Below are 11,951 nucleotides of genomic sequence, written 5' to 3'. Positions count from 1 at the left end.
TGAAGGGAAAAACCAACCCGCCTTGGGTGGTGATGAAAAAATCGTTTCTTTTTTCCCCGACCGTCAGACCCTGAAAAATGCAGTCGCCATTGCGCCCTTGACCCTGCACTCCACCGAATGGCCGAGCCTTCTACATCCAGCTCACTCTTTCCCCAGACACGCTGGACGCTGGTGCATCTGCTGAATTCTCCGGATTCACGCACGGCGGACATCGCTCTAGAGCAACTCTGTCGCGCTTATCATCGCCCCCTCTATGTCTATGCTCGAGGTTTAGGTTTGAGCCGCCCCGATGCCGAAGACTTGGTGCAGAGCCTCTTTGCGCGTCTTTTGGCTCAGGAATCCTTTAAGACCCTCCAGCAACAAAAAGGCAGGATGCGCTCATGGATCGTGCGGGTGTTTCTCAATGAGATGAGCCACTGGAAACAACGCCAACTCGCCCAAAAACGCGGAGGCAAAAACGGCCTCATCACGCTCGATTTCAGTGAGGCCGAGCGACTACTCACGGATGTCGCCCTCACTCAAAGCGATCCCGCGAGGGCCTGCGACTTAGCGCAGGCAATAGAACTGTGGCGCGAATTGCTGCCACATCTCCGCGAAAAATATCGTCTGCGGGACCGACAAGAACTTTTCACCGCCCTGGAGCCTGCCCTACTGGGTGGATGGCCCGCCGATGGTCCCGGGCAAAAAATTATTGCAGAACAGATAGGCACCACGGCCTTGAGACTCAAGGCCCATCTTGTTCGGCTGCGGGAGCAAGCCCGCCTGCACTTCAGCGATCTGGCCCGCGAGAAGCTGGACCCCGCCATCAGCGAAGAAGAAGTCGCGCATCTTTGGGGCTTACTCACCCGTTGAGCCCCCGCCGCTTTCCGTCGCGTTTTACCATTGCTGGCGGGCCTTCCGCCTGCCAAAGATAATTTATTCCCCAACCCCACCCAGCACCATGTATTTTCTCGGCATTGACAGCGGCACGCAGAGCACGAAGGCCATCGTTCTCGATCTCGACACGGGCAAGATTCTCGCCTCTGGCCACAGCAGCTACGAGCTGATCGAAGGCCTGCCTCCTGGCCACCTAGAGCAAAATCCTCAAGACTGGTTGGATGCGGTGGAGAGCAGTGTGAAGCAGTGCCTGGAAAAACTGGGTGCGGATAAGGCCAAGGTCGCCGGCATCGGCGTCAGCGGTCAGCAGCACGGCCTCGTCGCCCTCGGGGCCGATGACAAGCCTGTGCGCCCGGCCAAGCTGTGGTGCGACACCTCCACCCAGGCCCAGTGCGCAGAGCTGGCCCATGAATTCGGCGGTCAGCCCGGCATCATCGCCCTGGCAGGCAATGCCATGCTGCCCGGCTACACCATCCCGAAGCTGCTGTGGATGAAGCAGAATGAGCCGGAAAACTTTGCGAAAACGACGTCTATCCTGCTGCCGCATGATTACATCAACTTCTGGCTGAGTGGCGTGAAACGCATGGAATACGGCGACGCTTCCGGCATGGGCATCCTGAACGTGAACACCCGCGAGTGGTGCTATGAACTCTGCGATTACATCGACACCCGCGTGCGCTCCATGCTGCCGGAGCTTGGCTCCAGCCGCAGCGTGCATGGCCGTCTGCGTCCCGAGCTGGCCCAGGCCTGGGGTCTGAGTGAAAACGTCATCATCAGCGCTGGCGGCGGTGACAACATGATGGGTGCCATCGGCACCGGCAACATCAAGCCAGGCGTCGTCACAGCCAGCTTTGGCACCAGCGGGACTCTGTATGGGGTAGCCGCCTCTCCAGTGGTGGATGGCCAGGGCGAAGTGGCTGCCTTTTGCGACAGCACGGACCAGTGGCTGCCCCTCGTCTGCACGATGAATGTCACCGTCGTGACGGAGCAGGTGCGCGAGATGTACGGCTGGGATTTGACTCAACTGGAAGACGCCGTCAAAGCCGCGCCCGCTGGGGCCGAAGGGGTGATGTTCCTGCCCTACCTCAATGGTGAGCGCACGCCCAACCTGCCGAATGGCAGCGGCGTGATCCATGGCCTGCGACCCACCAACATGACGCCGCAAAACATCGCCCGCGCGGCGGTGGAAGGTGCAACGCTGGGCCTGGCCTATGGCCTGAAACGCTTCCGCGATCTGGGACTGAACCCGACCGAGATCCGCCTCACCGGGGGCGGCAGCAAGAGCAGTACCTGGAGACAGATCGCCGCGGATTGTTTCAATGCCGAAGTCGTGACCCTCAACACCAGTGAAGGTGCCGCCCTGGGTTCTGCCATCCAGGCCTCCTATGCCCAGGCGAACGAGAAAGGCGAGACGGTGAGCTATGAAGCTCTCTGCGCCAAACTGGTGACGCTGGATGAGTCCACCCGCTGCAAACCCAATCCGGAAAATGCCGCGCTTTATGCGCAGCAACTGGAGCGCCAGATGGAGCTGACCGGGCGGCTGAACCAAACTGGCTGGCTGTGATGAATGCGATTGATGATTCGTGGGAAGAGAAATATGGCGCTCCCGAAAGCGTCGGAAGCTTCTATTTCTACTTCTACGAGTACATTGATTTCTACGATTTCCTCAAACCTGCCGTGGATGTGCTTCAAGGCTGGTCGCAAGCGGAGCTCTTCATTGAAGCTTTGAAAAAAGGCTGGCTGGAACGCGGTTGGGCAGGCGATGGCCTGGTCACCGCCATCTGGCTGCCTCCTTTCTGCGTGGAAGAACTCAACTCGACCAACGGCCATATCCTCTGGCACGTCAAACAGTTGGAAGACGGCTTCTCATGGCTGGCATCAAGGCACCCTTTGCCGTTTCTGGGCGATCCTTTGCCCGTTGAAGATGAACCTGATGAACCTGATGATTCCTGGATGGATGATCTGCCTTTGTATCGGCCTCGGTTCTCATGACGCCAGCTTGAGACTAGCGACAAAGTCTGTGCGGGTCACACCAACTGCCGCGCATTGCGCAGGCCATCGGCGGTCATCACGGCGGGGTTCCGCGCGGCAACCAGGAAGTCCACGTGGTTTTGCCACTGCATGGGGCGCAGTGAAGCGAGCCCGCCGAGTTGGCGGCGATAGCCGTAGTCCGCGATCTCCCAGCCAAACTCGCTGTGGCGGTGGCGATAGTCGTGCCGGTGGATCCAGGCCCCGAATTCGTCCTTGCGCCAGACGGCAGGATCGTTGCCCGGGATGACCTGGGCCAGGCTCCAGACACGCTCCACCACCTCGCGGTCATAGCCGCCGGGGGTATCGGGATCCGTGGGATTGGGTGGGAGCATCCGCCTTGTACTACGTCAGGCGCACGTGGGCTCAAAGAGTTTCCTTGGCCTTGTGGCTTCAAGACTCGCGCGTGGCCAAGATCCGAGCTACTCATCGGCCCGATGAAGCTGGACCGTTTCCTGGCCAAACAATCCTCCATGGGCCGCACTGCCGCCCATCGGCTGATCGCGGCCAAGCGTGTGCGGGTGGATGGGGAGGTCTGTGCCAACAACCAGCAGGAGGTGGATCGCTTCACGCGCATCGAGCTGGATGAAACCGTGCTGCAACAGCCAGAGCGGGCGCTGTATCTGATGCTGAACAAGCCCGTGGGCATCCTCAGCGCCACGACAGACCCCGTTCACCCGACCGTCATTGATCTGCTGGATGATCCCGACAAGCACACCCTGCACATCGCCGGCAGACTGGACCGGGGCACCTCCGGCCTGGTGCTGCTGACCAACGATGGCCGCTGGTCCAAACGCCTGATGGAACCTGTGGAGCGAGTGCCCAAAGTTTATCTTGTGGAGACAGCGGAAGACATCATACCGGAGGCCATCGCCGCTTTTGCCGCCGGGTTTTATTTCCACACCGAAGACATCACCACCCAGCCTGCGGAGCTGCAGATTTTGGCCCCCCGCCAAGCGCGGCTGACGCTTTACGAAGGACGCTATCATCAAGTGAAGCGCATGTTTCACCGGGTGCAAAATCGGGTCACTGCCCTGCACCGGGAAAGCATCGGCAGCCTGCACCTGCCCGCGGATTTGCAGCCGGGCCAGTGGCGAGCACTGACACCGGCAGAAATCGCCGCTTTTTAGAAACGGCCGGAGATCTCAACGGTAGAAGTCGAGCGTGCGGGCCACGCCGTCCTTCCAGTCAACGAGCACTTCATAACCCATGGCCTCGCGCGCAGCCGAAATATCGGCCAGCGAGTTGCGGACATCGCCCACACGCGGCGGCTGGAATTCGGGTTCCAGCTTCTGGTTGGTGAGCTGGTTCAGTTCTTCAATGAGCTGGAGCAGGGAGATGGAATCTCCGGCCGCGGTGTTGAAGAATTTGCCGGCCACTTTCTCTGCGGGGGCTTCGGCGGCCAGCAGGTTGGCGGAAACGGCGTTGTCCACATAGGTGAAGTCGCGGGCCTGGAGGCCGTCCCCAAACACCAGCGGGCGCTCGCCCTTGAGCATGGCGGTGCAGTACTTGGCGATCACTCCGGAGTAGGGCGAATCAAAGGCCTGGCGCGGGCCAAAGACATTGAAATAACGCAGGCCGACGGTTTCCAGGCCATACAGGCGGTGGAAAAGCTGGCCGTACTTCTCGCTCGCGTATTTCTGCAGGGCATAAGGTGAAAGCGGGTTGGGCGGCAGGCCTTCGTATTTGGAAGGGGCATCGGAATCGCCATAGATCGAGGAGGAACTGGCAAACATGAAACGCTTCACCCCGGCATCCCGGGCCGCGATGAGGACCTTCAGCGTGCCATCCAGGTTCTGCGCGTTGCTTTCCAGCGGCTGTGCCACGGAGCGCGGCACGGAGGGGAGGGCACCTTCATGAAACACCCAGTCACAGCCCGGGGTGATTTTGGCCAGCAGGGCTTCATCGCCAATGTCTCCCTGGACGAATTCCAGGTCATCGCCAGGCTTTTTCCAGGCCAAGTTCTCAATGTTGCCAAGGCTAAGATTGTCCAGCACGACTACACTCGCCCCGCGGGCGCACAGGGCTTGGGCAATGTGGGAACCGATGAATCCGGCACCGCCGGTGATGAGAGCTTTCATAGAAGAAGAAATCGTGAGTCGTTGGCGGCGAATAAGGCAAATCGCAATGGGCAGATGGTTTCAATGCGGCCACATCCTCGTTATCCGAGGGGAGTGCTCCACTAGGCTTTGTAATAATGAGATTGGCCCTTCAGCAACTGGCCGAGGGCATTGCGTGTATCGACAACGAGGCGGGCATTCGCGGCGATCAGGTCATAGTCCACCGCCTGGTGGTTCGTGGCCAAAAGGACGAGGTCATATCCGGCAAGGCTTTCAGCCGTCAGGTCGGTGCTGAGCCGTCCGGCGAAGTGGCCGTGCTCGCGTGATGGGCGGATAACAGGCACGTGCGGATCGTGATAGGCAACGGTGGATCCGGCCTCTTCCAGCATTTCCCAGAGAACGTAGGCGGGGCTTTCGCGATCGTCGTCCACATTGGGTTTATAGGCGATGCCCAGCAGAAGGACCTGGCTGCCCTTCAACTCCTTGCCCTGTGCGGCGAGGGCTTCTCCGCAGCGCTGGATCACATAGGCAGGCATGGCGGTATTGACCTGGCCGGCGAGCTCGATAAACCGCGTCTCCTGGCCATATTGGCGGGCTTTCCAGGTGAGATAAAAGGGATCGATGGGGATGCAGTGCCCGCCGAGGCCGGGCCCAGGATAGAAAGGCATGAAACCAAAGGGCTTGGTCTTGGCGGCAGCGATGACCTCCCAGATATCGATGCCCATCTTGTCATAGACAATCTTGAGCTCGTTCACCATGGCGATGTTGACGGCGCGGAAGATGTTTTCGGTGAGTTTCACCGCCTCGGCGATGCGGCAGGAATCCACGGGCACCAGGGTCTGGATGGCGCGGCCATAGATTTCCATGGCCCGCTGCTGGCAAGCCGGGGTGAGGCCGCCGATGACCTTGGGGATGCGGGAAACATCACTCAGGGGGTTGCCGGGATCTTCGCGCTCCGGAGAAAAGGCGAGGTGAAAATCCACGCCGGCTGTCAGGCCAGATCCAGCTTCCAACACCTCGCGCAGCTCCCCATCGGTAGTACCGGGATAGGTGGTGGACTCCAACACCACAAGCTGGCCTTTCTGAAGATGTGGGGCGATGGCCCGGCCGGTATTTAGCACGTAGCTGAGATCTGGCTCATTGCCGGCTGCCAGCGGGGTGGGCACACAGATGATGAGGGCCGTGCAGTCACGGGCCTGGGAAAAATCCGTTGTGGCGCGGAATCGGCCTTCGCTGACGGCCGCTGCGATGTCCTTTTCCGGGATGTGCAGGATATAACTCTCACCTGCGGTGAGTTTCTCCACTTTTGTAGGGTCAATATCGAGTCCCAGAACCTGGCTGCCACATTGGGCGAAGCGCAAGCTGAGGGGGAGTCCGACATAACCAAGACCGATGATGCCAATGAGTGAGCCTGAAGACATGACAGAAGGGAGCAGGAAGCGTGAGTGGCCAGTCTATGGCGGAAATGTCCGTGGCTTGCCACCACTTTCCCAGGAAATACGTGGTCTCAAGGCTCCAGAAACTCCTGCTGCCAGCCATTCTTGATGCTTGCAAAGATCAACCCGTGGGGAATTGTCAACCGGCCTATAGCTTTCATAGCATGGGCCGTGAGTTAAATTCAAGCCTGCGCAATCTATGATCCTCCGTCTTACACTTCTTTTTGTGGCTGGTGCTCTGCTGAGCAACTGTGCGTATCCTTTTGGTCATAGCAAAAACGGCAACTACTACGGTGGTCAGGGCATGGGTACCGGCCCACGCACCCGAGTGCCGAAAGAAGTGCAGAGAGAACGCTCGATGTTCTAAGCAGCCACTGGCTGCCTCCCGTTTTTTCTCCACCTGTTGCTGGCCCAGGTCAGGCTGTCTTTTCTCCGTTTCTTACCTTACATGCGTTCTTTCGCTGCCTCCCTTCCTCACAGGGGCTTCACCATCCTGGAGTCCCTCCTGATGATTTCTTTGGTGACCGTCCTGGCTCTGATGACCTGGGGCATTTATCTGAAAGAGACCGACCCTGCACGCAAGGGACCTGGTGTATGGGAACAGGTTGAATCTACCTTCGTTCCCGCCTTCCGCGAGGTGGACAATCCAGTCCTCATCGTCCCGGACCCACCGCTAAAGTCACCCATCGGGCAGCCGCAGTAAACGGCTGGCCCAGGCGAACGAGCCATCCATGCGTGGCCGCTCCCATCTGAAAGATGCCCTGCTCATGGATTCTGAACCGAGCACGTCTGCACCGAATGCCCTTCTCGCCCGCACGGGCAAGGCGCTGATTGCGGCCTCTGAAAACGAGGGTTGCATGCCCATTCTGCTGCGGTGGCTGCGCAGACTCACCTTTTGGTCCATCCTGCTGTATGTGATTGGGCTGGTGGGCATGGTCCTGGCACTGAGCTGGGCTGGCGAACGGAATGTCACCACGGCCTTCCTCCTGTTCCTCCCCCCTTCCCTGTGGTGGCTGCCCGCCCTGCCCCTGGCCCTGGCGGCCCTGCTGCTACATCGGCGGGCGTTTCTGCTCCTGCTGCTGGTGCTGCTGTGGTTTGGCTATGATTTCCTGGGCTGGCGCCGCCATGCCGCCCCTGCGCCTGAGACGGCTGCACTGAAGGTGATGACCTACAACCGCGGGCAGCACATGAACCAGAGCCTGAAGCCTTTCAAAGAGGCCACCCGGCCTGATGTGATCCTTTTTCAGGAAGCCTATGGCCGTGCCGCCGGGTATGCCGCAGACCCGGACTATGGCGAATTTATCCAAACCCGCAGCCTGGGCGAGCACACCATCCTCAGCCGCTACCCGGTGCTGGAGGAAAAGATGCTGCCCGCCCTCCCCGGCCAGTCGCCGAAAGCGGTACGCTTTGTGATTGATTGGAACGGCAGGCAGGTGGCCATCTACAGCGTGCATTTGCAGACCCCACGCGAGGTGCTGGGCTACCAGGTGCGCGGTGGATTCCTTTACGGCATCCTGGGCCTGCCGGGCACACCCTGGGCCGCCAAACGCAAGCAGATGCAGACTTTCTGGGATGGTCAGATCGCCGATGCGGAGATCGTGCTGAAAGCCGTGCGCGAAGACCCCCTGCCAGTCATCGTGGCCGGAGACTTCAATTCCCCCCATGTCGGCTATGTCCACCGCCTGATCACCCGCGATCTGGGCGATTCCCACGACAGCGCTGGCCAGGGATTCGGCTGGAGCTTTCCTGGCAGCACCCACAATCCGCTGAGCATGGGCGGCCCTTGGCTGCGCATTGATTACGTCTTTTTCAGCCGTCACTGGGAGGCGGTGCAATGCATCACTGAGGCCGACCGCCCCTCCCAACACCGCGCCCTGACCTCCACCCTGGTCCTCAGGAACCCTTGACCGGGGCCGCCTGCCAGAGGCTGAGCGCATCCCGCCGGGCCTGGAGATAAGCGCCGAGGGCCCGCAGGCAGGCGACCTGCAGCAGGAGAAACCCGGCTGGAATGGAAAGAGCCTTCACTTTCACCTGAGGAAACAGCAGCCCCAGGGCGGCTGCGCCATAGGCCAATACCTGTCCGGCCAGCAGCAGCAGGGTGAAGGGTGTAGGCGGTGTCAGGACCGACAGTGCCAGCACAGCCAGAAGCAGCCAGGGCACGGCCAAGCGGAGGTATTTGTGCGAGATGAGCTGCCACCAAGTGCGGTTGCGCCAGGGCAGAAGCCAGCCGGGGAACTGCTCGATCATCTGATAATTGCCAGCGAGGGTCCGCAGCTTGCGCTTTTTCTCCAGGGCTGGATCAAGCGTCTGGGGATCATACGCAATGGCCGTGGCCGAATACAGCACCCGATGCCCCGCCACCGCGATGCGCATGGGAACCACGACATCATCCAGAATGGTGGCCGGATGCAGCGGCTGAAACAGCGCCTGCCGGATGGCATAGATGGCCCCAGTACAGCCAATGACCGAATCAAACCGGCCTTCCCACTCGCGCAGCTTCTTTTCGATCTTCCAATAAAGATCCACCCCCTGGCCGCTGCCGGAGGCAGAAGCGGCGATCTCCAGCAATCCGCTGACGGCCCCCACGGCGGGGTCGGAGAAAGGAGTGACGAGTTCCACCAGGGCCTCGGGGTGGAAATCCTGGCGGGCGTCGCACAAAACGACCAACGGATACCGGCAGGAAGGCACGGCTTCATTCAGCGCGGTGGCCTTGCCTCGCTGCTGGCGGTGGCTCATCACCCGCAGACGGGGATCTCCCAGGGCGGCCACCTTTTCAGCCGTGGCATCCGTGCAGCCATCGCAGAAGACCACGATCTCCAGCTCACCGGGCCAGCGGCAGGCCAGCAGGTTGCGCAGGCGGTCCTGGATGCGGGACTCCGCATTGTAAACGCTCATCACCACACTGATACCAGACGGCAGGCTTCCATCTGCCGAGACGGGGCTGGATTTCACCCGGGCGAGAAGGCCCATCAGCACCGGGTAACCGACATGCGCGTAGGCGATGAGCAGCAGGCAGGTGAGCAGAAGCAGCAGCCACATGAGCTCAGTTCTTGCGGGCCAAAACCAGATACTGCCCACCCGCAGGCAGCTTGCAGAGGGCGGGTTCCAGCGGGCGCAGGAACTTCAGGCTGGCGGGAAAGACAAAGAGATAATCGCGGAGGGTGATGCTGAAACCAGCCGCCTTCATTTGCCCAGCGGCCTCGCCTGGGAAAAGCATGATGGCATCGCGGTCAAAAGGCACGCGGCTCATCAGCAGATGCACGATGGGGTTCCACTTGTTGTTCTCCCAAAAAGCAAACCAGCCGCCGGGCTTGACGCTCTGATAAACGCGGCGGAAGGCCTCGGCTCGAGCAGCGACCGGGATGTGATGAAAGACGCCGTTGCAGAAGGCGAGGTCGAAGTGGTCTTTCGGCAGAAGGTCCGGCTCATGCACAAAGGCGTAGTTGCCGTTCGGGTGGTCCTTGGCCGCCTCAGCCACGGATTCACTGGAGGGATCGTAGCCGATGTACTGGTCCAGATGCAGGCCCTCCATCAGCAGCGAGGCGGAGGTGCCCGTGCCGCAGCCAAAGTCCAGGCAGGTGCGCGGGTGCGCACCTTGCGCGCTGAGGCGGTCCTTCAGCCAGCGGATGCGGGTTTCGGCAAAGTATTCCTTGGTCTCCCCGGTGAATTTCAACCCGCGGTTCAAGGCGGCATCGTAGTCGCCCGCGTAGGCATCGAATTCGGCGGCAGGAGAGTCGGGCATGATGGATGAATCTTTGGTTAGGCCTTCAATGCCCAGTCCAGGAGGGCTTGAGCATCTTTCCAGACACCGCCTTCGGTATCATTGAGCACGACGACGATGCGGCGGCGGCCATTGCGCTCCCCGCTGGCCACCAGGCAATAGCCGGCGGCATCGGTGTAGCCTGTCTTCATGCCGTCGCAGTAGCCTGCACTGCGCAGCACCCGGTTGGTGTTGGAGAGCTCCGTCACGCGGCCATTGGGCCACTTGAAGCTGTACTTTTGCAGCTTCACGATCTCGCGGATCTCGGGCCTCACGTCACAGGCCTTGGCGATGCGGCTGAGATCCCGGGCGGTGCTGAAGGGCTCGTCATCATTGCGGGAAGGCAGGCCGTGAGGGTTCACGTAATGGCTGTCCTGCAGGCCGAGAGCGAGGCACTTCTCGTTCATCTTGGCGGCAAAGGCCTCGACGCTGCCCGCATTGTCACGGGCCAGGGCCTGGGCGATGTCGTTGGAGCTTTTCACCAGCATGGCGGTCAGCAACTGGCGGCGGGTGAACTGCTCGCCCACTTTCAAGCCGAGGCGCACGGGGGAGCACTGGGTATCGCTCAACTCCACCGTCACGATTTTGTCCAGGTCACCGGCTTCCACCACCAGCAGGGCGGTCAGCAGCTTGGTGGTGCTGGCGATGGCACCCCGCTTGTCCGGGTTTTTTTCAAAGAGGATCTCGTCCGAGGCGGCATCCACCACGATGACGCGGTCCGCACTGACCTGGGGGATGGGGCCGCGCAGCTCGCGGATCTCCACCTCATGGCGCACGCGCTTAGTTTTTTCCACCTCAACGGCGAGCTGCTTCTGCAAAAGGGCAACGCTCTTTTCCTTGGCGAGGAGGTCCAGGCGGTTGCCTTCCATCACCTGCTTTTCCTTGGTGAGGGCGAGCTCGCGCTGGATGATGGCGGCCTCCTTTTTGTTGACCTCGTCTTCGCGCCACTGGAGTTTCAGTTCGCGCTGGGGGTCTTCACAGCCGGTGAGGGGCAGCAGGGCCAGCAGAGCGATCCACCGGCGGAATGTGGTTTTTGGGAAAGTGGTCATATCACAGTTCAGCCAGGAGTTCCTTCAACCGGGCGGCAGGCCACTGCCCAGGAGCGTTCGCCTCGCCAAGATAGCCGTAGTTGAGCAGGCTGCCACACTTTGCAAGGACCAACCGCGAGACTCGCCCCAAAGGTCCCATGCCCATGCTGGAAAGTCGCAGGCGATGAACCTCTGAAGTGAGGGTGATGAGGCGGTTCAAATCTGCCGAACTGTTGAGAAAGGTGGCCAGCTTTACGGCATCCAGCCCGGCAGGCTGGGCGAAGTTGATGGCACCGCGCAGGACTTCCTCCCCCGGGGTGGCCTGGAAATCATGGAAGGAACCGATGACGCGAACGCCCATGCCCTGGGCCTTTTGTACCAAGGAACGCATGTCCATGGCGCTGCGCAGCTCGATGTCCATGAGGGTGGCGAGGTCCAGAAGAGGCTCAAGCTGGGCGATGCGACCGGCGGCGGCTTCACTGCCCTGGCCGCCTTCGGCGGGATGGCGGGCCGTCAGCAAAATGGGCGTGCTATTTCCAGCCAAGGCGGTGCGGAGCTCGGCAGCCGGAGTTTTCAGCGTGTCGAGGCGGAGCTCGATGACATCGCAAGAAGCCTCGCGCTGGGCGGGGGACAGGGAAGCCCAGAGCTGAAGTGTGCCCGGATCTGGGATGACCCCGACGGTGAGAGGCCGCGAGGAAAGGAGCAGGTTGCTCGAGGAAAGGAGTTGAGGCATTTGCTAGGATTGTTATAATTTTAATAGAAT

Annotated in this window: 14 protein-coding genes; 7 read left to right on the top strand and 7 right to left on the bottom strand. The window is 60.7% G+C overall.

Annotated features, from left to right (window positions below; genetic code table 11):
• The first annotated feature begins 117 nt into the window (after window positions 1–117).
• The 3 genes from ABEB25_RS21225 (at window position 118) to ABEB25_RS21215 (ending at window position 2,868) form a co-directional block, all read left to right on the top strand.
• Window positions 118–852: an RNA polymerase sigma factor gene (locus ABEB25_RS21225; protein WP_345738450.1), complete on the top strand. Its 735-nt coding sequence runs from the start codon at window positions 118–120 to the stop codon at window positions 850–852.
• Between the two features lie 88 nt (window positions 853–940).
• Window positions 941–2,440 carry a xylulokinase gene (xylB, locus tag ABEB25_RS21220; RefSeq protein ID WP_345738449.1) on the top strand — a complete coding sequence of 500 codons (1,500 nt, stop codon included), beginning with the start codon at window positions 941–943 and terminating at the stop codon, window positions 2,438–2,440.
• Entirely contained in the window at window positions 2,440–2,868 is a 429-nt protein-coding gene (locus tag ABEB25_RS21215) for a hypothetical protein (RefSeq protein WP_345738448.1), read from the top strand. The genes xylB and ABEB25_RS21215 overlap by 1 nt, the downstream gene beginning before the upstream one ends.
• A 35-nt stretch (window positions 2,869–2,903) precedes the next feature.
• On the opposite strand, the gene ABEB25_RS21210 is transcribed toward ABEB25_RS21215, so the two are convergent.
• Entirely contained in the window at window positions 2,904–3,239 is a 336-nt protein-coding gene (locus ABEB25_RS21210; protein WP_345738447.1) for a hypothetical protein, read from the bottom strand.
• A 102-nt stretch (window positions 3,240–3,341) separates the two neighbouring features.
• On the opposite strand from ABEB25_RS21210, the gene ABEB25_RS21205 reads away from it, so the two are divergent.
• Window positions 3,342–4,034 carry a pseudouridine synthase gene (locus ABEB25_RS21205; RefSeq protein ID WP_345738446.1) on the top strand — a complete coding sequence of 231 codons (693 nt, stop codon included), beginning with the start codon at window positions 3,342–3,344 and terminating at the stop codon, window positions 4,032–4,034.
• Window positions 4,035–4,049: 15 nt separating this feature from the next.
• On the opposite strand, the gene ABEB25_RS21200 is transcribed toward ABEB25_RS21205, so the two are convergent.
• Together ABEB25_RS21200 and ABEB25_RS21195 are read right to left on the bottom strand one after the other, a co-directional pair.
• Complete coding sequence (locus tag ABEB25_RS21200) at window positions 4,050–4,985, bottom strand: NAD-dependent epimerase/dehydratase family protein (RefSeq protein WP_345738445.1); 936 nt, start codon at window positions 4,983–4,985, stop codon at window positions 4,050–4,052.
• Between the two features lie 101 nt (window positions 4,986–5,086).
• Window positions 5,087–6,385 (bottom strand): nucleotide sugar dehydrogenase, encoded by a 1,299-nt coding sequence (locus ABEB25_RS21195; protein WP_345738444.1) that lies wholly within the window; start codon window positions 6,383–6,385, stop codon window positions 5,087–5,089.
• Between the two features lie 214 nt (window positions 6,386–6,599).
• Between ABEB25_RS21195 and ABEB25_RS21190 the strand changes: the two genes are divergently transcribed.
• From ABEB25_RS21190 to ABEB25_RS21180, 3 genes are all read left to right on the top strand, one after another.
• Window positions 6,600–6,767, top strand: coding sequence for a hypothetical protein (locus ABEB25_RS21190; RefSeq protein ID WP_345738443.1), 168 nt, complete (start codon window positions 6,600–6,602; stop codon window positions 6,765–6,767).
• 81 nt (window positions 6,768–6,848) lie between these two features.
• Window positions 6,849–7,103, top strand: coding sequence for a hypothetical protein (locus ABEB25_RS21185; protein WP_345738442.1), 255 nt, complete (start codon window positions 6,849–6,851; stop codon window positions 7,101–7,103).
• A gap of 28 nt (window positions 7,104–7,131) precedes the next feature.
• Window positions 7,132–8,307: an endonuclease/exonuclease/phosphatase family protein gene (locus tag ABEB25_RS21180; RefSeq protein ID WP_345738441.1), complete on the top strand. Its 1,176-nt coding sequence runs from the start codon at window positions 7,132–7,134 to the stop codon at window positions 8,305–8,307.
• Here the strand turns inward: ABEB25_RS21180 and ABEB25_RS21175 are convergent.
• Genes ABEB25_RS21175 through ABEB25_RS21160 form a run of 4 tightly spaced genes read right to left on the bottom strand, consistent with a single transcriptional unit; the run spans window position 8,294 to window position 11,921 of the window.
• On the bottom strand, window positions 8,294–9,439 hold the full coding sequence (locus ABEB25_RS21175; protein ID WP_345738440.1) for a glycosyltransferase family 2 protein: 1,146 nt from the start codon (window positions 9,437–9,439) through the stop codon (window positions 8,294–8,296). The genes ABEB25_RS21180 and ABEB25_RS21175 overlap by 14 nt on opposite strands.
• Before the next feature lie 4 nt (window positions 9,440–9,443).
• Window positions 9,444–10,142 (bottom strand): class I SAM-dependent methyltransferase, encoded by a 699-nt coding sequence (locus tag ABEB25_RS21170; protein WP_345738439.1) that lies wholly within the window; start codon window positions 10,140–10,142, stop codon window positions 9,444–9,446.
• Window positions 10,143–10,159: 17 nt separating this feature from the next.
• Window positions 10,160–11,209 (bottom strand): D-alanyl-D-alanine carboxypeptidase family protein, encoded by a 1,050-nt coding sequence (locus ABEB25_RS21165; RefSeq protein WP_345738438.1) that lies wholly within the window; start codon window positions 11,207–11,209, stop codon window positions 10,160–10,162.
• A 1-nt stretch (window position 11,210) separates the two neighbouring features.
• Complete coding sequence (locus ABEB25_RS21160; protein ID WP_345738437.1) at window positions 11,211–11,921, bottom strand: type I 3-dehydroquinate dehydratase; 711 nt, start codon at window positions 11,919–11,921, stop codon at window positions 11,211–11,213.
• Window positions 11,922–11,951: the final 30 nt, after the last annotated feature.

Origin of the sequence: Prosthecobacter algae, assembly GCF_039542385.1 — a bacterium.
In the GTDB taxonomy this organism is placed as follows: domain Bacteria; phylum Verrucomicrobiota; class Verrucomicrobiia; order Verrucomicrobiales; family Verrucomicrobiaceae; genus Prosthecobacter; species Prosthecobacter algae.
The sequence above is the reverse complement of the archived record's forward strand: the minus strand, read 5'-3'. Positions and strand labels throughout refer to the sequence as shown.

Bases quoted from the DNA above. Each gene is read 5' to 3' on its own strand.
- ABEB25_RS21225 (WP_345738450.1), top strand. From the start codon at position 118: ATGGCCGAGCCTTCTACATCCAGCTCACTCTTTCCCCAGACACGCTGG.
- xylB (WP_345738449.1), top strand. From the start codon at position 941: ATGTATTTTCTCGGCATTGACAGCGGCACGCAGAGCACGAAGGCCATC.
- ABEB25_RS21215 (WP_345738448.1), top strand. From the start codon at position 2,440: ATGAATGCGATTGATGATTCGTGGGAAGAGAAATATGGCGCTCCCGAA.
- ABEB25_RS21210 (WP_345738447.1), bottom strand. From the start codon at position 3,239: ATGCTCCCACCCAATCCCACGGATCCCGATACCCCCGGCGGCTATGAC.
- ABEB25_RS21205 (WP_345738446.1), top strand. From the start codon at position 3,342: ATGAAGCTGGACCGTTTCCTGGCCAAACAATCCTCCATGGGCCGCACT.
- ABEB25_RS21200 (WP_345738445.1), bottom strand. From the start codon at position 4,985: ATGAAAGCTCTCATCACCGGCGGTGCCGGATTCATCGGTTCCCACATT.
- ABEB25_RS21195 (WP_345738444.1), bottom strand. From the start codon at position 6,385: ATGTCTTCAGGCTCACTCATTGGCATCATCGGTCTTGGTTATGTCGGA.
- ABEB25_RS21190 (WP_345738443.1), top strand. From the start codon at position 6,600: ATGATCCTCCGTCTTACACTTCTTTTTGTGGCTGGTGCTCTGCTGAGC.
- ABEB25_RS21185 (WP_345738442.1), top strand. From the start codon at position 6,849: ATGCGTTCTTTCGCTGCCTCCCTTCCTCACAGGGGCTTCACCATCCTG.
- ABEB25_RS21180 (WP_345738441.1), top strand. From the start codon at position 7,132: ATGCGTGGCCGCTCCCATCTGAAAGATGCCCTGCTCATGGATTCTGAA.
- ABEB25_RS21175 (WP_345738440.1), bottom strand. From the start codon at position 9,439: ATGTGGCTGCTGCTTCTGCTCACCTGCCTGCTGCTCATCGCCTACGCG.
- ABEB25_RS21170 (WP_345738439.1), bottom strand. From the start codon at position 10,142: ATGCCCGACTCTCCTGCCGCCGAATTCGATGCCTACGCGGGCGACTAC.
- ABEB25_RS21165 (WP_345738438.1), bottom strand. From the start codon at position 11,209: ATGACCACTTTCCCAAAAACCACATTCCGCCGGTGGATCGCTCTGCTG.
- ABEB25_RS21160 (WP_345738437.1), bottom strand. From the start codon at position 11,921: ATGCCTCAACTCCTTTCCTCGAGCAACCTGCTCCTTTCCTCGCGGCCT.